24 protein-coding genes are annotated in these 25,646 nt (G+C 69.9%); 22 read left to right on the top strand and 2 right to left on the bottom strand.

The annotated features are described in order from the left end of the window. Positions 1–8 precede the first annotated feature (8 nt). The 5 genes from fliG (at position 9) to M3M27_RS09765 (ending at position 4,948) form a co-directional block, all read left to right on the top strand. Positions 9–998 (top strand): flagellar motor switch protein FliG, encoded by a 990-nt coding sequence (fliG, locus tag M3M27_RS09785; protein ID WP_140721974.1) that lies wholly within the window; start codon positions 9–11, stop codon positions 996–998. Next, the gene (locus M3M27_RS09780) at positions 995–1,615 is read left to right on the top strand and encodes a FliH/SctL family protein (protein WP_434027914.1); all 621 of its coding nucleotides are present in this window, start codon (positions 995–997) and stop codon (positions 1,613–1,615) included. Before fliG ends, M3M27_RS09780 begins: the two co-directional genes overlap by 4 nt. 226 nt (positions 1,616–1,841) lie before the next feature. Then, the gene (gene fliI, locus M3M27_RS09775) at positions 1,842–3,224 is read left to right on the top strand and encodes a flagellar protein export ATPase FliI (protein ID WP_434027912.1); all 1,383 of its coding nucleotides are present in this window, start codon (positions 1,842–1,844) and stop codon (positions 3,222–3,224) included. A 15-nt stretch (positions 3,225–3,239) separates the two neighbouring features. Further along, on the top strand, positions 3,240–3,701 hold the full coding sequence (gene fliJ, locus M3M27_RS09770) for a flagellar export protein FliJ (RefSeq protein WP_140721460.1): 462 nt from the start codon (positions 3,240–3,242) through the stop codon (positions 3,699–3,701). Next, positions 3,698–4,948 (top strand): flagellar hook-length control protein FliK, encoded by a 1,251-nt coding sequence (locus tag M3M27_RS09765; RefSeq protein WP_434027911.1) that lies wholly within the window; start codon positions 3,698–3,700, stop codon positions 4,946–4,948. The genes fliJ and M3M27_RS09765 overlap by 4 nt, the downstream gene beginning before the upstream one ends. 54 nt (positions 4,949–5,002) lie before the next feature. Here the strand turns inward: M3M27_RS09765 and M3M27_RS09760 are convergent, their stop codons facing one another. Both M3M27_RS09760 and M3M27_RS09755 read right to left on the bottom strand, forming a co-directional pair. After that, positions 5,003–6,382: a trypsin-like serine peptidase gene (locus M3M27_RS09760; RefSeq protein ID WP_434027910.1), complete on the bottom strand. Its 1,380-nt coding sequence runs from the start codon at positions 6,380–6,382 to the stop codon at positions 5,003–5,005. Positions 6,383–6,666: 284 nt separating this feature from the next. Next, a complete protein-coding gene (locus tag M3M27_RS09755) occupies positions 6,667–7,833 on the bottom strand; it encodes a sugar diacid recognition domain-containing protein (RefSeq protein ID WP_434027909.1) in 1,167 nt (388 codons plus the stop codon). A 186-nt stretch (positions 7,834–8,019) separates the two neighbouring features. On the opposite strand from M3M27_RS09755, the gene M3M27_RS09750 reads away from it, so the two are divergent. From M3M27_RS09750 to M3M27_RS09670, 17 genes are all read left to right on the top strand, one after another. Next, positions 8,020–9,348: an MFS transporter gene (locus M3M27_RS09750; RefSeq protein WP_434027908.1), complete on the top strand. Its 1,329-nt coding sequence runs from the start codon at positions 8,020–8,022 to the stop codon at positions 9,346–9,348. 34 nt (positions 9,349–9,382) lie between these two features. Beyond that, positions 9,383–10,660 carry a glycerate kinase type-2 family protein gene (locus M3M27_RS09745; RefSeq protein WP_434027907.1) on the top strand — a complete coding sequence of 426 codons (1,278 nt, stop codon included), beginning with the start codon at positions 9,383–9,385 and terminating at the stop codon, positions 10,658–10,660. 126 nt (positions 10,661–10,786) lie between these two features. Beyond that, a complete protein-coding gene (locus M3M27_RS09740) occupies positions 10,787–11,305 on the top strand; it encodes a flagellar basal body-associated FliL family protein (RefSeq protein WP_218569585.1) in 519 nt (172 codons plus the stop codon). Then, positions 11,305–12,321, top strand: coding sequence for a flagellar motor switch protein FliM (gene fliM / locus M3M27_RS09735; RefSeq protein ID WP_140721482.1), 1,017 nt, complete (start codon positions 11,305–11,307; stop codon positions 12,319–12,321). The genes M3M27_RS09740 and fliM overlap by 1 nt, the downstream gene beginning before the upstream one ends. Beyond that, entirely contained in the window at positions 12,318–12,647 is a 330-nt protein-coding gene (gene fliN, locus M3M27_RS09730; RefSeq protein ID WP_140721485.1) for a flagellar motor switch protein FliN, read from the top strand. Before fliM ends, fliN begins: the two co-directional genes overlap by 4 nt. Continuing rightward, complete coding sequence (gene fliO, locus M3M27_RS09725; RefSeq protein WP_434027906.1) at positions 12,644–13,051, top strand: flagellar biosynthetic protein FliO; 408 nt, start codon at positions 12,644–12,646, stop codon at positions 13,049–13,051. Before fliN ends, fliO begins: the two co-directional genes overlap by 4 nt. A 1-nt stretch (position 13,052) precedes the next feature. Beyond that, positions 13,053–13,910 (top strand): flagellar type III secretion system pore protein FliP, encoded by an 858-nt coding sequence (fliP, locus tag M3M27_RS09720; RefSeq protein ID WP_434027904.1) that lies wholly within the window; start codon positions 13,053–13,055, stop codon positions 13,908–13,910. A gap of 66 nt (positions 13,911–13,976) precedes the next feature. Beyond that, complete coding sequence (locus tag M3M27_RS09715; RefSeq protein WP_140721494.1) at positions 13,977–14,246, top strand: flagellar biosynthetic protein FliQ; 270 nt, start codon at positions 13,977–13,979, stop codon at positions 14,244–14,246. 197 nt (positions 14,247–14,443) lie between these two features. Beyond that, the gene (gene fliR / locus M3M27_RS09710) at positions 14,444–15,235 is read left to right on the top strand and encodes a flagellar biosynthetic protein FliR (protein ID WP_434027903.1); all 792 of its coding nucleotides are present in this window, start codon (positions 14,444–14,446) and stop codon (positions 15,233–15,235) included. A gap of 268 nt (positions 15,236–15,503) precedes the next feature. Beyond that, complete coding sequence (locus M3M27_RS09705; protein WP_140721500.1) at positions 15,504–17,561, top strand: putative bifunctional diguanylate cyclase/phosphodiesterase; 2,058 nt, start codon at positions 15,504–15,506, stop codon at positions 17,559–17,561. A gap of 307 nt (positions 17,562–17,868) precedes the next feature. Beyond that, positions 17,869–19,002, top strand: a complete 1,134-nt coding sequence (gene flhB / locus M3M27_RS09700; RefSeq protein ID WP_434027902.1) for a flagellar biosynthesis protein FlhB — start codon at positions 17,869–17,871, stop codon at positions 19,000–19,002. Then, positions 18,999–21,104: a flagellar biosynthesis protein FlhA gene (gene flhA / locus M3M27_RS09695; RefSeq protein WP_140721507.1), complete on the top strand. Its 2,106-nt coding sequence runs from the start codon at positions 18,999–19,001 to the stop codon at positions 21,102–21,104. Before flhB ends, flhA begins: the two co-directional genes overlap by 4 nt. Before the next feature lie 163 nt (positions 21,105–21,267). Continuing rightward, positions 21,268–22,710, top strand: a complete 1,443-nt coding sequence (gene flhF / locus M3M27_RS09690; RefSeq protein ID WP_434027901.1) for a flagellar biosynthesis protein FlhF — start codon at positions 21,268–21,270, stop codon at positions 22,708–22,710. Then, positions 22,697–23,587 carry a P-loop NTPase gene (locus M3M27_RS09685; RefSeq protein WP_140721513.1) on the top strand — a complete coding sequence of 297 codons (891 nt, stop codon included), beginning with the start codon at positions 22,697–22,699 and terminating at the stop codon, positions 23,585–23,587. Before flhF ends, M3M27_RS09685 begins: the two co-directional genes overlap by 14 nt. Further along, positions 23,584–24,333 (top strand): RNA polymerase sigma factor FliA, encoded by a 750-nt coding sequence (locus M3M27_RS09680; protein WP_140721516.1) that lies wholly within the window; start codon positions 23,584–23,586, stop codon positions 24,331–24,333. Before M3M27_RS09685 ends, M3M27_RS09680 begins: the two co-directional genes overlap by 4 nt. 112 nt (positions 24,334–24,445) lie before the next feature. After that, positions 24,446–24,838, top strand: coding sequence for a chemotaxis response regulator CheY (gene cheY / locus M3M27_RS09675; RefSeq protein ID WP_434027900.1), 393 nt, complete (start codon positions 24,446–24,448; stop codon positions 24,836–24,838). Next, positions 24,838–25,455 carry a protein phosphatase CheZ gene (locus M3M27_RS09670; protein ID WP_434027996.1) on the top strand — a complete coding sequence of 206 codons (618 nt, stop codon included), beginning with the start codon at positions 24,838–24,840 and terminating at the stop codon, positions 25,453–25,455. Before cheY ends, M3M27_RS09670 begins: the two co-directional genes overlap by 1 nt. The last annotated feature ends 191 nt before the right edge of the window (positions 25,456–25,646 follow it).

Here is a 25,646-nt window from a genome sequence, read left to right as displayed (position 1 = left end):
CGCAGCCCCTGACCGGCGTGCAGCGCGCCGCCGTGCTGCTGCTCTCGCTCGGCGAGGCCGATGCGGCCGAGGTGCTCAAGCACATGGAGCCCAAGGAGGTGCAGAAGATCGGCATCGCCATGGCGACCATGTCCGGGATCACCCGCGAGCAGGTCGAGCAGGTGATGGACGATTTCAACGGCGAACTCGCCGGCAAGACCTCGCTGGGCGTGGGCGCCGACGACTACATCCGCAACGTGCTGATCCAGGCGCTCGGCGCCGAGAAGGCCAGCGGCCTGATCGACCGCATCCTGCTCGGGCGCAACACCACCGGCCTGGACACGCTCAAGTGGATGGACCCGCGCGCGGTGGCCGACCTCGTGCGCAACGAGCACCCGCAGATCATCGCCATCGTGATGGCGCACCTGGACAGCGACCAGGCCGCCGAAGCGCTGAAGCTGCTGCCCGAGCGCACCCGCGCCGACGTGCTGCTGCGCATCGCCACGCTCGACGGCATCCCGCCCAATGCGCTGAGCGAGCTCAACGAGATCATGGAGCGCCAGTTCGCCGGCAACCAGAACCTCAAGTCCTCGACCATCGGCGGCGTGAAGTGCGCTGCGAACATCCTCAACTTCCTGGAATCCGGCCAGGACCAGGGCGTGTTGCAGGCGATCGGCAAGGTCGATGCCGAACTCGCCGGCAAGATCCAGGACCAGATGTTCGTGTTCGACAACCTGGTTGACCTGGACGACCGCGCGATCCAGACGCTGCTGCGCGAGGTGTCCGGCGACAAGCTCGGGCTGGCCTTGCGCGGCGCCGACGCCCGCGTCCGCGACAAGATCACCCGCAACATGTCCCAGCGCGCCGCCGAGATCCTGCTCGAGGACATGGAGGCGCGCGGGCCGGTGCGGCTGTCCGACGTCGAGGCCGCGCAGAAGGAAATCCTCACCATCGTCCGCCGCCTGGCCGACGAAGGCGCGATCTCGCTCGCCGGCGGCAGCGCGGAGGCGATGATATGAGCAACGTCGTGCGCTGGATCGCACCGGACCTGGCGTTGCCGCCGCAGCCGGCCGAACCGGACATCGCGCCGGACCCGTTCGAGGAAGCGCCCCCGCCGCGCCCGCCGACGCTGGAGGAGATCCAGGCGATCCAGGACGCGGCGCACCAGGAGGGCTTCGAGCGCGGCCATGCCGAAGGCTATGCGCAGGGCCAGGCGGAGGTGCGCCGGCTGACCGCGCAGATCGAGGGCATCCTCGACAACTTCAGCCGTCCCCTCGCCCGCCTGGAGAACGAAGTGGTCGGCGCATTGGGCGAACTGGCCGTGCGCATCGCCGGCGTGCTGGTCGGCCGCGCCTACGAGGCCGATCCCGTATTGCTGTCGGACCTGGTCAGCGAAGCCATCGATGCGGTCGGCGGCGCCAGCCGCGAGGTCGAGGTGCGCCTGCACCCGGACGACATCGCCGCGCTCACGCCGCTGCTGTCGCTGGTGTCGGGCGCACGCCTGGCACCGGACATGGGCCTGAGCCGCGGCGACCTGCGCGTGCACGCCGAGACCGTGCGCATCGACGGCACGCTCGACGCGCGCCTGCGCGCCGCGCTGGAAACGGTACTGCGCAAGTCGGGGGCCAGGGTATGAAAAAGACAACCCACGCCGAGCTTGTCCCTTCTCCCGCCTGCGGGGGAAGGTGCCCGGAGGGCGGATGGGGGCATGCACCACACAACCGCCAATCCCCTCATCCAGCGCTGCGCGCCACCTTCTCCCGCGAGCGGGAGAAGGCAACGGCGATCTCCTTTCCGCCATTCCGATCGACCCTGTCCTCCCGCCTCCGCTCCGCTTCACCGCTCACGAAAGGTGCCACCCCATGAGCGCACTGATGGGCGCCACTCCCGCCGACTGGCTCGCCGCGCGCAACCTGCGCCTGGCGACCCGGCTGGGCAGCATCGGACTGGACCACGCGCACGGGCGCGGCCTGATCCACGAAGGCATCCTGCGCCGCGCGGTCGGCCTGACGCTGGAGGCGATCGGTTGCGAAGCGCCGATGGGCGCGACCTGCAAGGTCGAGGTCGTGGACGGTGGCTGGGTCGAGGCCGAAGTGGTCGGCTTCGCCGGCGACCGCACCTACCTGATGCCCAGCGCCGAACTGCACGGCCTGCTGCCCAATGCCCGCGTGGTGCCGGCGCGCCAGCGCGGCGGCGTCGAGGTCGGCGAGGCCCTGCTCGGGCGCGTGATCGACAGCGACGGCGTGCCGCTCGACGGCAAGGGCCCGATCCGCGGCGAAGGCAGCACCGGCATGGCCGGCGTCTCGATCAACCCCCTCTCGCGCGAGCCGATCACGCAGCCGCTCGATGTCGGCGTGCGCGCGATCAATGCGCTGCTGCCGATCGGCCGCGGCCAGCGCGTCGGCCTATTCGCCGGCTCCGGCGTCGGCAAGTCGACGCTGCTGGGCATGATGACCCGCTACACCGCCGCCGACGTGATCGTGGTCGGCCTGATCGGCGAGCGCGGCCGCGAAGTGCGCGACTTCGTCGAGACCACGCTCGGCGAGGAAGGCTTGCGCCGCGCCGTGGTGGTCGCCGCGCCGGCCGACCGGCCGCCGCTGGCGCGCCTGCACGGCGCCTACCGCGCCACGGCGATCGCCGAGTGGTTCCGCGACCAGGGCCTCAACGTGCTGCTGCTGATGGACTCGCTGACCCGCTTCGCCCAGGCCCAGCGCGAGATCGGCCTGTCGGTCGGCGAACCGCCGACCACGCGCGGCTATCCGCCGTCGGTGTTCGCCAAGCTGCCGGCGCTGGTCGAGCGCGCCGGCAACGGCGCCAAGGGCCGTGGTTCGATCACCGCCTTCTACACCGTGCTGACCGAGGGCGACGACCCGCAGGACCCGATCGCCGATGCCGCGCGCGCGATCCTCGACGGCCACATCCTGCTCTCGCGCCGGGTCGCCGACTCCGGCCTGTACCCGGCGATCGACGTGGAATCCTCGGTCAGCCGCGTGGTCCAGGACATCGCCGACGAGACCTGGCGCGGCCGCATCCGCAAGCTCAAGCGGCTGGTCTCGGCCTACAGCGCCAACCGCGACCTGATCGCGATCGGCGCCTACCAGCGCGGCAACGATCCGGCCACCGACGAAGCGTTGCTGCGCTGGCCGGAGATCGTCGAGTTCCTGGGGCAGGACGTCGCCCGCGCCGCCGACCTGCCCCACAGCCTGGCTGCCTTGAAGCAACTGGTCGAACGTGAAGTCGCGTAACGAGGAAACACCGCCATGATGCAATCCCGCCGCATCGATCCGCTGCTGCGCCGCGCGCAGGAACACGAGGACGAGGTCGCCCGCGACCTGGCCGAGCGCCAGCGCGTGCTGGAGACCCACGTGGCGCGCCTGGAAGAGCTGCGCCGCTACGCCGAGGAATACGCCAACGGCCAGATGGCGGCCACCAGCGCCGCCGCCCTGTCCAACCGCCGCGCCTTCCTCGACCGCCTGGACAGCGCCGTGCAGCAGCAGATGCAGACCGTGGACCTCAACCGCAGCAAGGTCGAGGCCGAACGCGCCCGGCTGCTGCTGGCCAGCCGCGAGAAACAGGTGCTGGAGCAGCTGGCTGCCAGCTACCGCGCGCAGGAAGCGCAGGCGATGGGGCGGCGCGAGCAGCGCGAACTGGACGACCTGGGCGCACGCCGTGCCCGCGCCGCCGCCCGCGACGGCGACAACGAAACCGGAGAAGGCCCATGAAGACCTTGCCGTTGGGAATCGCCGGGCTCGGGACGAGTTCCCTGCTCGGGAGCGATGCCGGCCATAACGACGACGGCCGCGATTTCTCGGCCCTGCTGCAGTCGCCCGCGCCACCGCGGCAACCCCTGGCGCCACGGCCGCGCACGTTGCCCACGCCCGGCACGCCGCGCGATGCACAACAGGCCCGCGGCGAAATGGCCGGCACCGAGCGCGACGCTCCCTCCCGTTCCCGCACGGATGCGCGTCCGTCGCGCCCGGACGAACGCGGCCAGGAACCCGACCGCGCCGCTTCCGCCCGGGAGGACGCACGCACCGCCTCCCCTCGCCGGACCACCGAGCGCGCCCAGGATCCGCAGGCGCCGGCCGATGGCGACGTGCCGGGCGACACCCGCCCCGATACGGACTCGCAAGCCGCGGACGCCCCCTGGCCACCGGCCGGGCTGGGCGGCCTGGAGAACCTGCTGGCGGCACCCCAGGCCGTGCAGCCCTCCCCGGCAGGTGCCATCGGCACGCCGCCGGGAGATGCCCAGGCGGCGGTCGTCCAGGCCACGGGCGCGCGGGCGCCCGCGTCGCCTGCGCTGCAGGCCGGCCCGGCCGTCGCTGCGCCCACTCCCGCGCACGGTGCGACAGTCGCGCCGGGCACCGGGGACTTCGCCGCCACGCTGGCGAATGCCGTTCCCGAGCTCGCGCCGGGCAAGCCGGATGCCGTGGTCGCTGGCCAGGCGAGCGGCGTCCAGGCGCCGGATGCCGGCACCTTGTTCGCCCTGCATGCGCCGGCCGGCCACGCGGGCGTGGTCCGCGGCGAGGCGGCCGTGTTCGACGGTTCGCCCACTCCGGCGCCGCACCTGCACGAAGGCTTCGACGATGCGATCGGCACGCGCCTGAGCTGGCTGGCCGACCAGAAGATCGGCCATGCCCATATCAAGATCGCCCCGGACGACCTGGGCCCGGTCGAAGTCCGCCTGCAGCTCGACGGCGACAAGGTCCAGGCGAACTTCACCAGTGCCCACGCCGACGTGCGCCAGGCGCTGGAGCAGAGCATCCCGCGCCTGCGCGAGATGCTGGGGCAACACGGCTTCCAGCTCGCGCACGCCGATGTCGGCGGGCAGCAGTCGCAGGGGCGCCCGGCGGACGCACGCGGCGATGCCCCTCCCCATCCGGACGACATCGCGCTGGACGGCGTCGCCAGCATCGCGATCCCGGCGGCGACGCTGCGGCAGCACGGCTTGCTCGACGCCTACGCGTGACATGGAACCCGGTCCGGCGCGCATGCATCGGACCGGATTCCAGGCGGTCGCGCGCTACTGCGCCAGGTAGCTCTGGATCGTCGAGTAGACGTCCGAGAAGCGCGAGTAGTAGTCCGGATCGCTCTGCGCACTGCAATACGAATAGCCGCCGTATAGCCCGCCGCGCAGTTGGTAGTTGCCCGAGGCGGTAGTGAACAGGGCCGAGCCGGAGGAACCACCTTCAGTAGTGCCGTCGGTCCACACCACTCGGTACAGCGGCGACTTGCCATCGATCGAGGTGGACAACCCGGTCACGCTGCCCAGCGAGTACTTCTTCACGTCGCCCGACGGATGGTGGATGCCCTCGATCGCGGTACCGGTGGCGGCGATCGCGGCGCTATTCCAGCCGGCGTAGAAGGCCCCGCTCGGCGGCGCGCTCTTGAGTTCCAGCAGCGCGGTGTCGCGGGTAGTGTTGGCATGCCGCAGGTAGGCGCCGCCCGACAGCGTCACCGCCGCCGAACTGACCGTGTTGCCGTTGCAGGTGGCCGCATCGTAGAACCAATAGGTCTGCAATGTATTGGCCACGGTCTGGGTGCTGATGCAATGCGCAGCGGTCCAGAACAGCGCCCGCTTGGGCGAGTTGCCGTTGTTGAGCAGGGTGCCGGTGCACAGGTAGGAACTGCCGCCTTGGGTGAACACCATCCGCGCCACCGCTTTGGCGGCATTGGTGAACCCGGTGCTGGGATTGCTGCGGCAGACCACGTCGTTCTGGCACGAATCGCTCTCGCCGATGGCGATGCGCAGCATGTCGCGCGTGCTGGCGGTCGGGCTGATGTCCAGGTGCGAGAGCTGCGGGATCCTCAGGCTGAAGTTCTCCGGGTATTGCCCGGCCGGCAGCTCGATCTCCACCAGCAAGGTCGCTCCGGCCACGGCCGGCGACCAGCCTGTCTCGTCGCCAGCGAAGCTGTCGCCGGACTGCTCGAACACTCGGCCATCATCACCGGCGAAGCGCAGCGTGACCAACTCGGGCCGCCCCGCGCCGGTGCCCTTGAGTTGCAGCGCCGCGCGCAGCGAGGCGGCGTTGGCCGAGGTGATCTTCAGCGTCGCCACCCGCGAACCGTCCGCGGCGATCTGCCAGTCGAGCTTGCCCAGCGCGACCGTGGGCTGGGCTAGGGCGCGCGCAAAGCCGATCTGCAGCGGTTGGCCATGCTTGACCTGCTGGATACGGCGCTGCTTGACCGCCGACAGTTCAGCGTTGGAAGGCGCAGCCAGGTTCACCGCTTGGGTGGCGATGATGCCGCGGGTCAGCGTGGTGGACTTCAGCTCGGCCGCGCCAAGCCGGGCGGCCTGGGGCGCGGTGGTGACCGGTTCGGTATTCATCTCCTGCGGTGCCGCCAGCGCGGTGCCGGACAGTGCGGAGAACAAAGCAAGGTAGAGCGCGTTCTTGCGATTCATTTTGATTCCTTCTCTGGGATTAACGGCATTCCCCCGCAGAGCGAGAGGCGGCGTCCGCCACGTCCGTGGCGTCCAGCGAAGCTATCCAAAGATCGAAGCTGAAGCTTTGCGGCTGATCCCGTTGCGAGTGCAATAAATGTCTCAGTGCGCCGCTCGTGGTGGCGACGTCGGCATGATCGACGCCGCATCTGCATCGGCGACGCGATCGGCACGTCCCTGGGAAAGCCTCACCGCGGCTCGGGCCGCGCCTGCAAAGACCCAAGAGACCGACCCAAGCGCTGCTCTTATCGCCTCCGCCCCTCCACACTCAACGCCAGCCCCACATACAGCAGCAAAAGATCGTCGATGTCGTCCAGGTCCAGCCCGGTGATCTCCTGGATCCGCTGCAGCCGGTAGTTGAGCGTGTTGCGATGGATGCGCAGCGCCTCGGCGGTGCGGGCCATGTTCTGGTTGTGGGCCAGCCAACTGCGCAGCGTCTTGATCAGCTGGCCGGACTTCTGGTCGCCATGCGCCAGCAGCTCGATCGGCTGGCGCAACTGCTCATGTTTCCACCCTGCATCCAGGTCGGCCAGCAATACCGGCAGGCTGAGGTCGTAGTAGGTGACCAGGTGCGTCTTCAGCTTGCGCGCCCGGGCGATTGCCAACACGTCGCGGGCGGTGCGGCAGGAAACGGCCACGCCCTCCAAGCCCGCCAGCGCGGCGCCCATGCCGAGTGAATAGCCTTGCGGCAGCAGCGGCGCGACGACCTTGTCCAGCGCAGCCAGCCGCGCCGCCGCGCGCGCGGCGCACTGCGCGCGCGTGCCCGAGGCATCGCATGGCTCCACCAGCGCCAGCTCCCGCGGTGAAGTGACGGCCAGCAACAGCCCCAGCCAGCGTGCGGACAACGCAGCCTGCACCGCCTGCAGGCTGGCGAGCTGCGCATCGGGCGCGGCCGGTCCGTCCTGCAGGCTGAGCACGGTGACGGCGTGCGGCGTGCCCAGGTCCACCTTCAACCGGGCGGCCCAGGCCTGCATGTGCCCGGCGGAGACGCCGGTCGGCCGCAGCAGTTGGAAGACGAATTCCTCGCGGTAGCGCAGCTGCTTCTGCAACTCGCCGGTCAACAGCGCCTGCTCCACGATCATTTCCGCGGTCACCCGCACCAACTCGGCGAAGTGCCGGATCTCGTCCGGGTCGCCGGTGATGCCGACGACGCCGCACACCTCGCCCCTGCCCCGCATCAGCAGGTTGATGCCCGGCTTGGTACCCCGCGCGTCGGCGCCCAACCCGTTGCCGATCTCCACGGCCTCGCCGCGGGCCAGCGCCTGCTGGGCGCCGGCGTGCAAGGTGCCCACGCGCTCGGGCGTACCGCTGGCGATGATGATCCCGCGCGCATCCATCACGTTGATGTTGTAGGGGATGATCTTCATGGTGCGCGCCACGACTTCCTGCGCGATCTGCGGGTCGATGGTCATGCGCTCCCCTCCGGGGCGGGCTCCCGCACGGCCAGGCGGTCATCGTCGAAATGCACAATCATTAGCCGATGATGGCATGTTTATTTGTGCATGCGACCGATGGAGGCGCCGACCATCCTCCTTATGATGGCCCGTGCCCGCCCCGCCATCCGGACCGGGCGGCACATTCTCTGGGAGGAGACCACCATGCACATCCGCGAGGAGGGTGTCGGCACGTCGCGGCCGGCCGACCCGGCAACGCTCGACGCGGCCTACGGGAAGATCACCCTGAGGCTGATCCCCTTCATCTTCGTCTGTTACCTGTTCAACTACCTGGACCGGGTCAACGTCGGTTTCGCCAAGTTGCAGATGCTCGACGCGCTGCAATGGAGCGAGACGGTGTACGGCCTGGGCGCGGGCATCTTCTTCATCGGCTACGTGCTCAGCGGCGTACCGGCGAACCTGCTGCTGCACCGGCTCGGCGCGCGGAAGGTGATCGGCACGCTGATGGTGGCCTGGGGCGCGGCGTCGGCGGCGCTGATGTTCGTCAGCACGCCGCTCGAGTTCTACGTGCTGCGCTTCGTCACCGGCGTGTTCGAGGCGGGTTTCTTCCCGGGCATCGTGCTGTACTTCACGCAGTGGTTCCCGTCCTCGCGGCGCGGCCGGGTAATGGGCCTGTTCATGTCGGCGATCCCGATCTCCGGCGTGCTCGGCAGCCCGCTCTCGGGCTGGATGATGGAGACCTTCGCCGGCCACCACGGCCTGGACGGCTGGCAGTGGATGTTCCTGCTGCAGGGCCTGCCCACGGTGGCGCTGGGCGTGCTGGTCTACCTGCTGCTGAACGACGGCATCGAGAAGGCCAACTGGCTGCGCCCGGACGAGAAACGCCTGCTGCTGGCCGAACTCGCCGAGGACGAGCGCCAGCGCCGCCAGGCCACGCAATCGACCGATTCCTTCGCCAGCGTGCTGCGCAACGGCAGCGTGTGGATGCTGGGGCTGGTGTACTTCTGCATCCAGATGGGCGTGTACGCGATCAACTTCTGGCTGCCCACCATCGTCAAGTCGCTGGGCTTCCAGAGCCCGTTGGCGGTCGGCTGGGTGAGCGCCATCCCGTACTTCTGCGCATGCCTGTTCATGATCTGGGTGGGGCGTTCGGCCGATGCGCGCAAGGAACGGCGCTGGCACCTGAGCGGTCCGCTGCTGATGGGCCTGTGCGGGTTGATGCTCGCCACCCAGGCCGACGGCAATGCCGTGCTCGCCATCGTCGGCCTGTCCCTTGCCACCATGGGCGCGCTGTCGGGCCTGCCGATGTTCTGGCCGCTGCCTACCGCCTTCCTCGGCAGCGCGGCCGCCGCCGGCGGGCTGGCGCTGATCAACTCGCTGGGCCAGGTCGCCGGGTTCGTCAGCCCGTTCCTGGTGGGCTGGATCAAGGACGCCACCGGCGGCACCGACGTGGCGTTGTACATACTCTCGGCCGTGTTGCTGCTGGGCGCATTGCTGGTGCTGCGCGTGCCGGCCAATACCGTCAACCGTTGAACCGCCGGGAGCGCCTGCCACCATGATCGATCCGATGCCACGGCATGCAACGCCCCAGCGCGTGCTGCTCGAGCGCATGTTCCGGGCCGCCATCGCCGCCGCCCAGCCGGCCCACTGCATTCCCGCCTACCTGCCGTCCCCGCCGAAGGGGCGGCTGGTGGTGATCGGCGCCGGCAAGGCCTCCGCGGCGATGGCCCAGGCGGTCGAAGCCCACTGGGACGGCCCGCTCGACGGGCTGGTGGTCACGCGCTACGGCTACGAGGTGCCGTGCGAGCGCATCGAGATCGTCCAGGCCGCGCATCCGGTGCCGGACGCGGCCGGCATGCAGGCCGCGCGGCGCATCAAGGCGCTGGTCGAGGGCCTGGGCGCCGACGACACCGTGCTGTGCCTGATCTCCGGCGGCGGCTCGGCGCTGCTGGCGTTGCCGCTCGACGGCATCACGCTGGAGGACAAGCAGCGCATCAACCAGGACCTGCTGAAGTCCGGCGCCACCATCCGCGAGATGAACTGCGTGCGCCGCCACCTGTCCGCGATCAAGGGCGGACGCCTGGCCGCGGCCTGCCATCCGGCCAAGGTGGTGACGCTGATGATCTCCGACATCCCCGGCGACCACCCCGAGGACATCGCCTCCGGCCCCACTCTCGGCGATCCCACCACCTGCGCCGATGCGCTGGCGATCGTGCGCCGCTACGGCATCGCGCTGCCGCCGGCCGCCCTGGCCGCGCTGGAAAGCGGCGCCGGCGAATCGGTCAAGCCGGACGACCCGCGCCTGCGCGGCCACGCATCCCACATCGTCGCCACCCCGCAACGCGCGCTCGAAGCGGCCGCCGAGGTCGCCCGTCAAGCCGGCGTCACCCCTTACCTGTTGAGCGACAGCATCGAAGGCGAATCGCGCGAGGTCGGCAAGGTGCTGGCGGCCCTGGCCCGCCAGGTGCAGCGCCATGGCCAGCCCATGGCCGCCCCCTGCGTGCTGATCAGCGGCGGCGAAACCACCGTCACCGTGCGCGGCCCGGGCCGCGGCGGCCGCAACGTGGAATTCCTGCTCTCGCTGGGCATCGCGCTCGATGGGCTGCCGGGCATCCATGCGCTGGCCGGCGACACCGACGGCGTGGACGGCCAGGAGGAGATCGCCGGCGCCTACCTGTCCCCGGACACCCTGGCCCGCGCCTGGGAGCTGGGCCTGCGTCCCAAGCAGCACCTGGACGCCAACGACGGCCACGGCTTCTTCGGCGCCCTGGGCGACGCCGTCGCCACCGGCCCGACCCTGACCAACGTCAACGACTTCCGCGCGATCCTGGTCGAAGGGCGCTGAGCCGCGGCCACCCGCTCGTCGTCCGTCATACCCGCGGCGGCGGGCATGGCGACGCCGGAAACCCGACGCGCCGGCGCTGGCACGCGGATTGCATCCGCCACGGCAGACTGTTTCCGGAACCTGCACGTGGCCACTGCCGCCGACAAGAACAAGAAGACCGACGCCCAGGACAAGCCCAAAGGAAGCGGCAAGACCCTCGTGCTGGTCGCCGCGGCGGCCGTCGTCGCGGCCGCCGCGGCGGGCGGCGGCGCGTGGTTCTACGCCCAGCAGGACGGCAAGGCCGGCCAGGCCAAGGCCGCCGGGAAAGCCGCCGCGCTGCCGGCGCCGGCGCAGTACTTCCCGATGGATCCGCCGTTCGTGGTCAATCTCAACGGGCCGATCGACGGCCCGCGCTACCTGCAGGTCGAGATCCAGCTGATGACCCGCAATCCGGACCAGATGAAGTCCATCGTCGAGAACGCGCCGGCGATCCGTGCCCACCTGCTGATGCTGCTGTCGGGCGTGCAATCCACCGAGATCGCCGACGTCGCGGGGCGGCTGAAGCTGCAGAAGGCCGCGCTGGCCGAGGCGCAGCGGGTGATGACCGCCGAGACCGGCAAGAAGTGCGTTGAAGACCTGCTGTTCACCAGCTTCGTGACCCAGTAATGAGCATCAACGACCTGCTTTCCCAGGACGAGATCGACGCCCTGCTGCACGGCGTCGATTCCGGCGCGGTCAGCACCGAGCCGGAGCCTGCCCCGGGCGAGGCCCGGCCGTACGACCTGTCCAGCCAGGACCGGATCATTCGCGGCCGCATGCCGACCCTGGAGATGGTCAACGAGCGCTTCGCGCGCCTGTGGCGGATCGGCCTGTTCAACCTGATCCGGCGTTCGGCCGACCTGTCGGTGCGCGGCATCGACCTGATCAAGTTCAACGAGTACATGCACTCGCTGTACGTGCCGACCAACCTCAACCTGATCCGCTTCAAGCCGCTGCGCGGCACCGGCCTGATCGTGTTCGAGCCGACCCTGGTGTTCACCGTGGTCGACAACTTCTTCGGCGGCGACGGCCGCTACCCCACCCGCATCGAGGGTCGCGAGTTCACCGCCACCGAAATGCGGGTGATCCAGTTGCTGCTCAAGCAGACCTTCGCCGACCTGAAGGAAGCCTGGGCCCCGGTGATGGACGTGGACTTCGAGTACATCAACTCGGAGATCAACCCGCACTTCGCCAACATCGTGACGCCGCGCGAGTACGTGGTGGTCTGCCGCTTCCACGTCGAGCTGGAAGGCGGCGGCGGCGAGATCCACGTCACCTTGCCCTACTCGATGCTGGAGCCGATCCGCGACGTGCTCGACGCCGGCATCCAGAGCGACCGCAACGACCGCGACGAGAGCTGGAACGTGTCGCTGCGCGAGCAGCTCGACATCGCCGAGGTCACCCTCTCCAGCGTGCTGGCCAGCAAGCGCATCAGCCTGCGCCAGCTCACCCGGCTGAAGGTCGGCGACATCCTGCCGATCGAGCTGCCCGCGCAGGTGCCGCTGTGCGTGGAGGACATCCCCGTGTTCACCGGCGAATTCGGCGTCGCCAACGGCAACAACGCCGTGAAGATCACCGCGGTGAAACCGCCCGCCGCCACTGCCCCGGCGCGTGCCGCCGTTCCACAGGACTCCCTGCCATGAACCATACCGAAGCGCCCGCGGCGCAGTTCGACAACCTCCAGGCCGAGCACGACCCGGCCGCGGCCGACCTCAACCTGGACGTGATCCTGGACGTGCCGGTGACGCTGTCGCTGGAAGTCGGCCGCGCGCGCATCCCGATCCGCAACCTGCTGCAGCTCAACCAGGGCTCGGTGGTGGAACTGGACCGCGGCGCCGGCGAGCCGCTGGACGTGTACGTCAACGGCACGCTCATCGCGCACGGCGAGGTGGTCGTCATCAACGACCGCTTCGGCATCCGCCTGACCGACGTGGTCAGCCCGAGCGAGCGCATCCGGAGGCTGCGGTGAGCGCATGGCTCCTGGCCACGGTGGCGACAGGCGCCCAGACGGCCAAGGTCGGCAGCCAGGCGCCGTCCTCGCCCGGCGTGTTCGGCGCGGTGTTCGCGCTGCTGCTGGTGCTGGGCCTGATCGTCGGCCTCGGCTGGCTGCTCAAGCGCATGCCCGGCAGCGGCTTCCGTCCCGCCGCCGGCCTGAAGCTGGTCGCCAGCCTGCCGCTCGGCCCGAAGGAACGCGTGGTGGTCGTCGAGGTCAACGGCGAGCAGTTGCTGCTGGGCGTCGCCGCGGGCGGCATCCGCACGTTGCACACCCTGCCCGAGCCGTTGCCGCAGGCCCCGGCCCCGGCGCTGCCGGACCTGAAACGACTCCCCGATTTCGCGCGCCTGCTGTCGCAGAAGCTGCGCAAGGATTCCTGACATGCTGCTCCGCTGGAACCGTTGGAGGCGCAGCCTCAGGCTGGTGCTGATCCTGTTGGCGACGATGCTGGCGCCCGCCGCGATGGCGGCCCCGGCGGCCGTACCGGCGATGGCGCAGGCCGCTGCGGCCGCTGCGCAGCCGGCCTCGATAGAACCCGCGCCGGCGGCCGGCGCCAACCAGATACCTTCGCTGCCCAACGTCAACGTCGGGCGCATCGGCAACCAGCCGGTGAGCCTGCCGCTGCAGACGCTGCTGCTGATGACGGCGATCACCCTGCTGCCGTCGATGCTGCTGGTGCTGACCGCCTTCACCCGCATCACCATCGTGCTCGGCCTGCTGCGGCAGGCGCTGGGCACCGGCCAGACCCCGTCCAACCAGGTGCTGCTGGGCCTGGCGCTGTTCCTGACCGCGCTGGTGATGATGCCGGTGTGGCAGAAGATGTGGAGCGCCGGCCTACAGCCCTACCTCGACGGCCGGATCGACTTCCAGACCGCCTGGACGCTGACCACCCAGCCGCTGCGCGCCTTCATGCTGGCGCAGGTGCGCGAGACCGACCTGATGACCTTCGCCGGCATGGCCGGCGACGGCAAGTACGCCGGCCCGGACGCGGTGCCGTTCCCGGTGCTGGTCGCCTCGTTCGTCACCAGCGAGCTGAAGACCGCCTTCGAGATCGGCTTCCTGATCTTCATCCCCTTCGTGATCATCGACCTGGTCGTGGCCAGCGTGCTGATGTCGATGGGCATGATGATGATGTCGCCGATGCTGGTGTCGGCCCCGTTCAAGATCCTGCTGTTCGTGCTGGTGGACGGCTGGGTGCTGGTGGTCGGCACGTTGGCGGCCAGTTTCAATGCGGTGTGAGGCCGCGGCCCCGGGCGCGACCCGGCAGCTCGTCCTTCCCGGGTTTCCCATCCCGAGTCCCGAACCATGAGTCCCGAAATCGCTCTCACCGAGCTCCGCGGCGGGCTGGTCACCGTGCTGTGGATCGCCGGCCCGATCCTGCTCGCCATCCTGGTGGTCGGCATCGTCGTCGGCATCGTGCAGGCCGCGACCCAGCTCAACGAACCGACCATCGCCTTCGTCTCCAAGGCGGTCGCGCTGACGGTCCTGCTGTTCGCCACCGGCTCGATGCTGCTGGCGCACCTGGTCGAGTACACCACGATGCTGTTCCAGCGCATCCCGCATTTGATCGGGTAGCGGGATGGCAATGCCGCTATCGCGCGTTGATACCGTCGTCCCCGCGCAGGCGGGGACCCAGTGGCTTTCGAGCAGATGGCGCAAAGGCCGGTTGAACGCATGAACCACGATTGCGGACGGGTTTCGCGCAAGTCGCTGGGTCCCCGCCTGCGCGGGGACGACGGTATTGCCATTGTCGTGCAGTGCGAGCCGCACTGATGGACGCCGCCACCCAAATGGTGATCGACGGCCAGCAGGCCTTCGCGATGATCGGTACGGTGCTGTGGACCATGCTGCGCATCGGGGCGCTGCTCGCGGCGATGCCGCTGATCGGCACCCGCGCGTTGCCGGCGCGGATACGCGTGGTGCTCGCGGCCACGCTGGCCATGGCGCTGGCGCCGATCCTGCCGCCGGTCCCGGAGTGGAACGGATTCGATGCGGCCGCGGTGCTGGGCATCGCGCGCGAGCTGGCGATCGGTGCGTCGATGGGTTTCATGCTGCGGCTGATCTTCGAGGCCGGCGCGCTGGCCGGCGAAATGATTTCCCAGAGCATGGGCCTGTCGTTCGCGCAGATGTCGGATCCGCTGCGCGGCGTCACCTCGGGCGTGGTGTCGCAGTGGTTCTACATCGGCTTCGGCCTGTTGTTCTTCGCCGCCAACGGCCACCTGGCCTTGGTGGCGCTGCTGGTGGACAGCTACAAGGCGTTGCCGATCGGCACCGCGCTGCCCGACGTGCATGCCTTCGCCGAGGTTGCGCCCACTTTCTTCCTGCACGTGCTGCGCGGCGGGCTCACGCTGGCGCTGCCGATGATCGTGGCGATGCTGGCGGTCAACCTGGCCTTCGGCGCGCTGTCGCGGGCCGCGCCCGCACTGAACCCGATCCAGCTCGGCCTGCCGGTCTCGCTGCTGCTGGGACTGTTCCTGCTGGCGATGCTGGCCGGCGAGATGTCCGCGCCGGTGCAGCGCATGTTCGACGCCGCCTTCGATGCGGCGCGCCAGCTCGGCGGCTGACGCAAGCCCAGGCCCCCTGCGGGAGGGACTCCGGTCCCGACGGGGCTGCCCGCGAACGGCGGCCAAGGATTTCCGTTGGGACCGAAGGCCGATACCGCGCCTGCCCGCTGGCATGACCACCCGGGCAGCGCCGGCAACTCCCGCCGGGACTGGAGCCCCCCCGTGAAGCGACCGCCCTGCCGCCCCGACCTGCGGCCGCCGCGCTCAAGTCCGCTCGAACGCGGCCGCTATCGCCAGGGCACTTCTGCTCTTTCCTCCCGGGCCTTACATGCAGGGCAGCTACAACGAATGGCTGGTGGCGATCTCGCTCGCCGTAGCCGTCCTGGCCTCCTATACCGCGTTGGACATGGCCGGCCGGGTTTCGGCCACGCGCGGCCGGGCGGCCGGCTGGTGGCTGGCCGGCGGCGCGCTGGCGATGGGTTTCGGGGTCTGGTCGATGCATTTCATCGGCATGCTCGCCTTCAGCCTGCCGGTCCCGCTCGGATACGACCTGGGGCTCACCCTGTACTCGATGGTGGTCTCGGTGCTCGCCTCGGCCTTCGCGCTCTGGCTGGTGTCGCGCCGCGAACTGCCCTACCCGCGGCTGGCGGCCGGCGCCCTGCTGATGGGGCTGGGCATCGCCGCGATGCATTACCTGGGCATGGCCGCGATGCGGATGCAGCCCGGCATCGACTACCACCCTGGCTGGTTCGCGCTGTCGCTGGCGATTGCGATCGCCGCCTCGGCCGCGGCGCTGTGGATCGCGTTCCGCCTGCGCAGCGGGCACCGCCGCTACGTGGTGCAGCCGCTGGCGGCGCTGGTGATGGGCCTGGCGATCGTCGGCATGCACTACACCGGCATGGCCGCGGCCCGGTTCCCGCCCGAAAGCATCTGTGGCGCCGCGCGCGACGGTGGCATGCCGGTGCAGTGGCTGGCGGTGCTGGTGGTCGTGGTGACGCTGGGCGTGACCGCGATGGCGCTGGGCGTGTCGGTGCTCGACCGTCACTTCCAGCAGCGCACGGAACTGTTGGCTAGCTCGCTTGCCGCCGCCAACCGGGAGCTGGAACAGGCCGCGCTGCACGACTCGCTGACCCGGTTGCCCAACCGGCTGCTGCTGCAGGACCGGATCCAGCAGGGGCTGGAGCGGGCGCAGCGACGGCGCCGCCGGTTCGCGGTGATGTTCCTGGACCTGGACGGCTTCAAGGCGATCAACGACGCCTACGGGCACCAGGCCGGCGATGCCCTGCTGGTCGCGGTGGCCAGCCGGCTCGGCACGCTGCTGCGGAGCGAGGACACCCTCGCCCGGCTCGGCGGCGACGAGTTCGTGCTGGCACTGCCGGTGGACGAACCGGAGGACGCCGCCGCCCTGGCCGAGCGGGTCGTGGCCGCGCTCGTGGCGCCGTTCAAGTCCAACGACATCGAGTTGCGGGTCTCGACCAGCATCGGCATCGCGATCTATCCCGAGGACGGCACGCACGACCACGTGCTGATCGCCAATGCGGATGCGGCGATGTACCACGCCAAGGCGACCGGCCGGAACGGCTATGCGTTCTTCGAGCCGTCGATGAACCGCAGCGCTCACGAGAAGATGCTGCTGGTGCGCGATCTGCCGCTGGCGCTGGAGCGGCGCCAGTTCGTGCTCCATTACCAGCCCAAGTACGGCGCGCACGGCCGCGACGTGGTCGGCGCGGAGGCGCTGATGCGCTGGCAGCATCCGGAACGCGGCCTGATCATGCCGGACCGTTTCATCCCGGTGGCCGAGCGGATCGGCCTGATCGTGCCGATCGGCGAATGGGCGCTGGAGGAGGCCTGCCGCCAGATGCGCGAGTGGCGCGAGGCCGGTCGCGGCGACTGGAACGTGGCCGTGAACCTGTCGCCGGTGCAACTGGCCTCCCCGGGCCTGGTCGCCTGCGTCGGCCAGGCCCTGGCCAGGCACGGCATCGACCCGGCCCGGCTGACCCTTGAGATCACCGAGAGCGCCGCCATGCGCGACGCCGACGCCAGCCTGGAAGTGCTCAAGGCCCTGCACGAACTCGGCGTCAACATCGCCATCGACGACTTCGGCACCGGCTACTCCAACCTGATGTACCTCAAGCGCCTGCCGGCCTGCGAGCTGAAGATCGACCGCATGTTCGTGCAGGGCCTGCAACAGGAGGGCGAGGACCGGGCGATCGTGGCGGCGATCGTCGGCCTGGCGCGCACGCTCAACATGAAGGTGGTGGCCGAAGGCGTGGAGACCGAACTGCAGCGGCACCACCTGCGCGACCTGGGCTGCGACCAATTGCAGGGCTACCTGATGAGCCGGCCGCTCGAGCCGCGTAGTTTCATTGCTGCCGCAAGCCTTTAGGCTCGGGATTCGGGATTCGGGATTCGGGATTCGGGATTCGGGAAAGCCTCCTTGCCTGGGTTTGGCTGTCAAGTGATCCGAGGCCCTTCTTGCCGCTTTCTTGTTCTTTCGTGGAAGGGACTTCAGTCCCGACGGAGGGCCCTGTAAAGCCCTGTCGGGACTGAAGTCCCTCCCACAACGGGATTCCCTCCGAAGCAGGCTCGTCGCCTTTCCGAGTCCCGGTCCCAGTCCCCAAACCCGGGGGCCGCCTCCGAAGGAAAGGAATAGAACTTGCAACGCCCCGCGGGAGCCCTTCCCCCGCAACGCGATGGCCGAGAACGAAGACGGCGCCGAACGCACCGAACAGCCTACCGAGAAACGCCTGCGCGAGGCCCGCGAGCAAGGCAACATCCCGCGCTCGCGCGAGCTGGCGACCGCCGCGGTGTTCACCGCCGGCGTGTTCGCGCTGATGGCGATGTCCGGCAGCCTGGCGTCGGGCGCGCGCGGTTGGATGAAGGCCGCGCTGAGCCCGGACCCGGGCCTGCGCGACAACCCGTCCAAGCTGCTGGGCCATTTCGGCGAGCTGCTCGTGCAGTTGCTGTGGGTGGCGGCGCCGCTGGTCCTGGTCTGCCTGTTGGCGGGATTGGCCGGGCCGCTGTTGATGGGCGGACTGCGGTTTTCGGGCAAGGCGCTGGCGCCGGACCCCAACAAGCTCAACCCGCTGGCTGGCCTCAAGCGCCTGTACGGCGCGGAGAGCATCGGCGAGCTGGTCAAGTCGCTGTTGCGCGTGCTGTTCGTCGGCACCGCCACCGGCCTGTGCATCTGGCATGGCCTGCACGACCTGCGCACCCTGCTGAACGCGCCGCTGGAACGCGCGATCGTCGATGGCCTGGGCTTCACCCTGCGGCTGCTGATGTACGCCGCGCTCGCGCTCGGGCTGCTCGCCGCGCTGGACGCGCCTTACCAGAAGTGGAACTGGCTGCGCCGGCTGAAGATGACCCGCGAGGAGGTCAAGCGCGAGATCAAGGAAAGCGAGGGCAGCCCGGAGGTCAAGAGCCGGATCCGGCAGATGCAGCAGCAACTGGCGCAGCGCCGGATGATCGAGGCGGTGCCCAAGGCCGACGTGGTGCTGGTCAACCCCACCCACTACGCGGTGGCGCTGCAGTACGAGGGAGAGAGGATGCGCGCGCCGATCGTGGTCGCCAAGGGCGTGGACGAGGTCGCCCAGCGCATCCGCGAGGTCGGCGAGCAGCACCGTGTCGCGATCGTGTCGGCCCCGCCTTTGGCACGCGCCTTGTATCGGGAAGCGCAACTCGGCAAGGAAATCCCCGTGAGACTGTATTCGGCCGTCGCCCAGGTGCTGTCCTACGTCTACCAGCTGCGCGCCTGGCGGCGCGGCCCGATGCCGCAGCTGCCCGCGATCGAACTCGACGAGTTCGCCGGCACGGACGGCCGCGCATGAGTGCGCAGGCCTCGCCGGTGAACGCCCGCAAGCTGCTGGACATGGTCCGGCACGGCCTGGGCGCGCCGCTCATCGTGCTGGCGATGCTGGCGATGGTGGTGGTGCCGCTGGCCGCGCCGGTGCTGGACGCGCTGTTCACCTTCAACATCGCGATCTCGCTGATGGTGCTGCTGGCGGTGGTCTACGTGAAGCGGCCGCTGGACTTCACGATCTTCCCGATCGTGCTGCTGATGACCACGATGCTGCGGCTGGCGCTGAACGTGGCCTCCACCCGCGTGATCCTGCTCAACGGCCAGAACGGCCACGACGCGGCCGGCAAGGTGATCGCCGCGTTCGGCGAGTTCGTGATCGGTGGCAACTACGCGGTCGGCATCGTGGTGTTCGCGATCCTGACCATCATCAACTTCGTGGTCATCACCAAGGGCGCCGGGCGCGTGTCGGAGGTGACCGCGCGCTTCATCCTCGACGCCATGCCCGGCAAGCAGATGGCGATCGACGCCGACCTCAACGCCGGCCTGCTCACCCGCGAGGAAGCCAAGGCCCGCCGCGAGGAGGTGCGCGAGGAGGCCGACTTCTACGGCGCGATGGACGGCGCCAGCAAGTTCATCCGTGGCGATGCCATTGCCGGCATCCTGATCCTGTTCATCAACCTGCTCGGCGGCCTGGCGGTGGGCGTGCTCCAGCACGGCATGCCGTTCGGCGAGGCCGCCTCGACCTATACCCTGCTGTCGATCGGCGACGGCCTAGTGGCGCAGCTGCCGGCGCTGCTGGTGTCCTCGGCGGTGGCGATGCTGGTCACGCGCGCCTCGCGCGCACAGGACATGAGCCAGGCGATGGTCGGCCAGGTGTTCGGGCAGCACAAGGCGCTGGCGATCGCCGCGGCGATCCTCGGCCTGGTCGGGCTGGTGCCGGGCATGCCGAACGTCGCCTTTTTGACGTTGGGCCTGCTGCTCGGTTTCGTGGCGTGGCGGTTGTGGAAGCGCGACGCCGGAACTCCGTCGCCGGGTACGGGCGCCGCGCCGGGCAAACCGGGCGATCCCAAGCTGCCCGGCGCCGCGCCCGCGCCCTCGCCGGAACTGAGCTGGGACGAACTGCGCCCGATCGACCCGCTCGGCCTGGAAGTCGGCTACCGGCTGATCCCGCTGGTGGACAAGAACCAGGGCGGCGAACTGATGGCACGCATCAAGGGCGTGCGACGCAAGCTCACCCAGGACATCGGCTTCCTGATCCCGCCGGTGCACATCCGCGACAACCTGGAACTGACCGCCACGTCGTACCGCCTGCTGATCCACGGCGTGCCGGTGGCGACCGCCGAGGTGCACCCCGACCGCGAACTGGCGCTGGACCCGGGCGGCGCGCTCGGCAAGCTCGACGGCATCAAGGGCAAGGATCCCGCGTTCGGGCTCGACGCCACCTGGATCCAGCCCGGCCAGCGCGCCCAGGCCGAGGCCATGGGCTATACCGTGGTCGATCCCGCCACGGTGATCGCCACCCACCTCTCGCACCTGATCCGCGAGCACGCGCCCGAGCTGCTCGGCCACGAGGAAGTGCAGCAACTGCTCGCCCAGCTCGGCAAGAGCGCACCCAAGCTGGTCGAGGACCTCACCCCCAAGGCGCTGCCGCTCGCCGTCGTGGTGCGGGTGCTGCAGAACCTGCTGGTCGAGCGCATCCCCATCCGCCAGCTGCGCAAGATCGTCGAGGCGCTGGTCGAGCACGCCCCGCATGGCCAGGACCCGGCCATGCTGACCGCCGCGGTGCGCACTTCGCTGGGCCGTTTCATCGTCCAGGAGATCGCCGGCATGTCGCCGGAGCTGCCGGTGTTCACCCTCGCCCCGCAATTGGAACGGGTCTTGCAGGAGTCCGCCCAGGGCGGCGGCAACGTCGCCCTCGAACCCGGCCTCGCCGAGCGCCTGCACCAGAGCCTGGCCGACTGCGTCGGCAAGCAGGAGGCCCGCAACGAGCCGGCGGTGGTGCTGGTCCCCGGCCAGGTCCGCGCCGCGCTGGCGCGCCTGGTCCGGCACAGCGTCCCGCAGCTGTCGGTGCTGGCCTACAGCGAGGTGCCGGAGGACAAGCGGCTGAAGCTGGTGGGGACGATCAGTTGAGGCGGCGATTCGTGATTCGTGCTTGGTGATTCGTGGAAGCAGGCTCCGCGAGCGGAGAGATGGAGATGAGAGCGATGAAGACATCAACTGGAAGCCGCCGGACGGGCTTGAGCCGTGCCGCCGTCGCGAATCACCAATCACCAATCACCAATCACGGCACCCCATGAAGATCAAACGCTTCGTCGCCCCCGACATGCGCACGGCCTTCCGCATGGTGCGCGAAGAGCACGGCCCGGACGCGGTGATCCTGTCCAACCGGCGCACCGAGGAAGGGATCGAGATCGTCGCTGCCAGCAACTACGACGAGGAGCTGGTGCAGCGCGCCCTGGACAACGTGCGCCAGCCGCCGGCGCGCGCCGCCGCGGCGGGCATCGCCGAATCCGCGCCGGCGCGCACGCCAGCCGACGAGATGATCGCCGCGCTTGCCCAGCGCCAGCAGCCCGGGCGTGGCGCGGCCGCCGCGCCGCGCGAACGCGGCGTGCCGGTCGCGGAGAAGCCCGCGGCCCGTGCGAAGGCCGCTTCCGGCCGCGCCCCGGCGCAGTTGCCCGAAGAGATCTTCGCCACGTTCGTGCAGCCCGCGCCGGACGCTCCCGAGCTGCCGGCGTTGCCGCCGATCGCCGCGCCCCGGCCGCTGCCGCCCGCCGAACCGGCCGCGGGCACGCCTTCCCTCGCGCCCGCGCCGTTGCCCAAGCCGCAGGACGACGCCGAACTGCGGCAGCTACGCGAGGAACTGGCGCTGATGCGGCAGATGATCGAGCGCGAGATGAACCGGCTCACCGACGAGCGCCTGCGCGGCTCGCCGGTGCGCGCCCAGGCGCTGGAACTGCTCGACGACTACGGCTTCGACGCCGGCATCACCCGCGACGTCGCCATGCAGATCCCGGCCGACACCGAACTGCACAAGGGCCGCGGCCTGATGCTCGGCCTGCTGTCCAAGCGCCTGCCGATCGCCCCGGTCGATCCGCTCGAGATCGGCGGCGTGATCGCGCTGGTCGGCCCCACCGGCGCCGGCAAGACCACCACCATCGCCAAGCTCGCCGCGCGCTTCGCCGCCCAGCACGCCCCGCGCGACGTCGCCCTGGTCACCACCGACACCCTGCGCGTCGGCGGGCGCGAGCAGTTGCACGGCTACGGCCGCCAGCTCGGCATCGCCGTGCACGAGGCCGACAGCGACCAGGGCCTTATGGCCCTGCTGGAACGCCTGCGCGACTACAAGCTGGTGCTGATCGACACCGCCGGCATGGGCCAGCGCGACCGTGCCCTGGCGGCGCAGTTGAACTGGCTGCGCGCCGCACGCCAGGTCACCTCGCTGCTGGTGCTGCCGGCCAACGCCCACTTCTCGGACCTGGACGAGGTGGCGCGCCGCTTCGCCGGAGCCCGGCCCCAGGGCGTGGTGCTGACCAAGCTGGACGAGACCGGGCGGCTCGGCAGCGCCCTGTCCGTGGTGGTCGACCACCAGTTGCCGATCACCTGGATCACCGACGGCCAGCGCGTCCCCGACGACCTGCACCGGGCCAACGCCGCCAGCCTCGTACTCCGCCTTGAAGATTTGCGGCGCGCTGCCGATAAGCCCTGTACTCCGGAGCACACCCATGCCGTCGCGTGAATACGCCCAGCTGACCAACGCCTACCCGTTGTCCACGACCCGTGCCGAGCCGCTGGGCCCGGTGCGGAGCATCGCCGTGACCGGCGGCAAGGGCGGCGTCGGCAAGACCAACCTCTCGGCCAACCTGGCCGTGGCGCTGGCCGACATGGGCCGGCGCACGCTGCTGCTGGATGCCGACCTGGGCCTGGCCAACATCGACGTGATCCTCGGCCTGCAGCCCAAGCTGACCCTGGCCGACCTGGTCGCGGGGCGCTGCTCGCTGGAAGACGTGATCCTCACCGGCCCGGGCGGCGTGCTGGTGGTGCCGGCCGCGTCCGGCCGCCGCCACATGGCCGAGCTGGCCCAGGCCGAGCACATCGGCCTGGTCAACGTGTTCTCCGAGCTGGAACGCGACCTGGACGTGATGGTGATCGACACCGCCGCCGGCATCACCGACAGCGTGCTCACCTTCTGCCAGGCCGCGCAGGACACGGTGGTCGTGGTCTGCGACGAGCCGGCCTCGATCACCGATGCCTACGCGCTGATCAAGGTGCTCTCGCGCGAGCGCGGCGTGGACCGCCTGCAGATCGTCGCCAACATGGTGCGCGACCCGAACGAAGGCCGGCTGCTGTACGACAAGCTCGCGCGGGTCTGCGAGAAGTTCCTCGGCGACGTCTCGCTCAACTACCTCGGCCACGTGCCCCAGGACGACTGGCTGCGGTTGGCGGTGCAGCGCCAGCAACCGGTGACCAAGCTCTACCCGGGCAGCCCGTCGGCGCAGGCGATCGCCGAGATCGCGCGCCGCACTTCGCGCTGGCAGGCCCCGACCGCGGCGCGCGGCAACGTCGAGTTCTTCCTCGAGCGCATCATCCAGCAGCGCAACGGGGTGGCGGCATGAACGCCGCCGCCCAGTACAAGGCGGTGCAGCGCGCCGGCAGCGCCGACAACGTCTACCAGCACGCCGACCTGGTGCGCCGCATCGCCCACCACCTCGCCGCGCGGTTGCCGGCCAGCGTGGAGATCGACGACCTGATCCAGGCCGGCATGATCGGCCTGATCGAGGCCTCGCGCTCGTACGACGCCGACCAGGGCGCCTCGTTCGAGACCTACGCCTCCATCCGCATCCGCGGCGCGATGATCGACGAGATCCGGCGCGGCGACTGGGTGCCGCGCTCGGTCCACCGCCGCGCCCGCGACGCCGCCGCCACGATCCGCAGGATCGAGCAGGAAACCGGCCGCGCCGCCTCCGCCACGGAGGTCGCCGCGGCGATGGACATGCCGCTGCCGGACTACCTGCGCCTGATGGAGGATGCCGCGCGCGGCCAGGTGCTGAGCCTGGAATCGCGGATCGAGGACCACGGCGAGCTCGATACCACGGCCAAGGGCGGCCCGACCCCGCAACAGATGGTGGAGCGCGGCGAGTTCGGCCGCGAACTGTCCAAGGCCATCTCCCAATTGCCCGAGCGCGAGCAGCTGGTGCTGTCGCTCTATTACGAGCAGGAGCTCAACCTGAAGGAGATCGGCGCCGTCCTCGGCGTGAGCGAATCGCGCGTATGCCAGATCCACGGCCAGGCGATGGTGCGCCTGCGCGGTCGCCTGAAGGTCTTCGAGTTGGCCGATACCGGCGTGGACGATGAAGAATGAGGTCGCCACCGGGGACTCGGGAAAGCAGGGATATCGGCGCTTCTGGTTTTCCACGCCCCCCGGTCCCAGGCCCGCGTCCCGGCCAAGATTTCCGTTTCCCTAGGAGTACCCCGTGAACAAGAACATGCGAATCCTGATCGTGGACGACTTCTCGACGATGCGGCGCATCGTCAAGAACCTGCTCGGCGATCTGGGTTTCACCAATACCGCGGAAGCCGAGGACGGCAATGCCGCGCTGTCCGCGCTGCGCTCGGGGCCGTTCGATTTCGTCATCACCGACTGGAACATGCCGGGCATGACCGGCATCGAACTGCTCAAGACCATCCGCGCCGATCCCAAGCTCAAGGCCCTGCCGGTGCTGATGGTCACCGCCGAGGCCAAGCGCGAGCAGATCATCGAGGCCGCCCAGAGCGGCGTGAACGGCTACATCATCAAGCCGTTCACCGCGCAGACCCTGGAAGAGAAGCTCGGCAAGATCTTCGAGCGGCTGGCGGCCACCGCATGATGGAGAGCGCGATCGAAACCAACGCCGAGCGCGCCGCGCTGATCGAGCGCCTGCACCATGCCCTGGACGCCCTCGAGGGCGGCGACGAGGGCGGCTGGCGCCGGGAAATCGACGCGCTGGCCGCCTGGCGCACGCGCCCGATGATCCAGGGCCTGAGCCGGCTCGCGCGCGAGCTCGGGCAGGCGCTGGGCGAACTGCCGAGCCTGCCGGAGGAAGCCGGCCAGCTGGACGATGCCTGCGCGCGCCTGGACCACGTGGTGCAGATGACCGAACAGGCCAGCCATCGCACCCTGGACCTGGCCGAGGAATGCCGCACGCTCGCCGACCAGCTGCAGGCCGGTGGCCTGGGCGCCGACCAGCAGGCGATCCTGGAGAAGATCCGCCACAACCTCACCGAGATGGCGCTCACCCAGAGCTACCAGGACCTGACCGGCCAGATCATCCGCCGCGTAGCGGGAATCGTGCGGCGCGTGCACGAAGGCTTCGGCGCGCTCGGCCTGCCGCCCAAGGACGGCAAGCCCGACGCGGCGCTGTCCGGTCCCGCGCTGAAGGGGCTGGACCACCACGCCGTCTCGCAGGACGACGCCGACGACCTGTTGTCCGGACTGGGGCTGTAGGAGCCTTGCACGTGAGCATGAGGCGTCCCGAAACGACCGCCATTCCCGCGAGAACGGGAATCCCGGGACGTTGCAATGGGGCAAACCCTGCGAATGGCAGGTCCACGTCGGTGGATTCCCGCCTCACCAGCCATCCGGCTGCTGGAAAGCACTTCGCGGGAATGACGACCAAGGCCTTGCCGACGGTTCCA

The sequence above is a fragment of the Xanthomonas boreopolis genome (assembly GCF_046529185.1).
Taxonomy (GTDB): Bacteria; Pseudomonadota; Gammaproteobacteria; order Xanthomonadales; family Xanthomonadaceae; genus Pseudomonas_S; species Pseudomonas_S boreopolis.
Note: the sequence above shows the minus strand (reverse complement) of the source record. Positions and strands in the feature narration are given on the sequence as shown.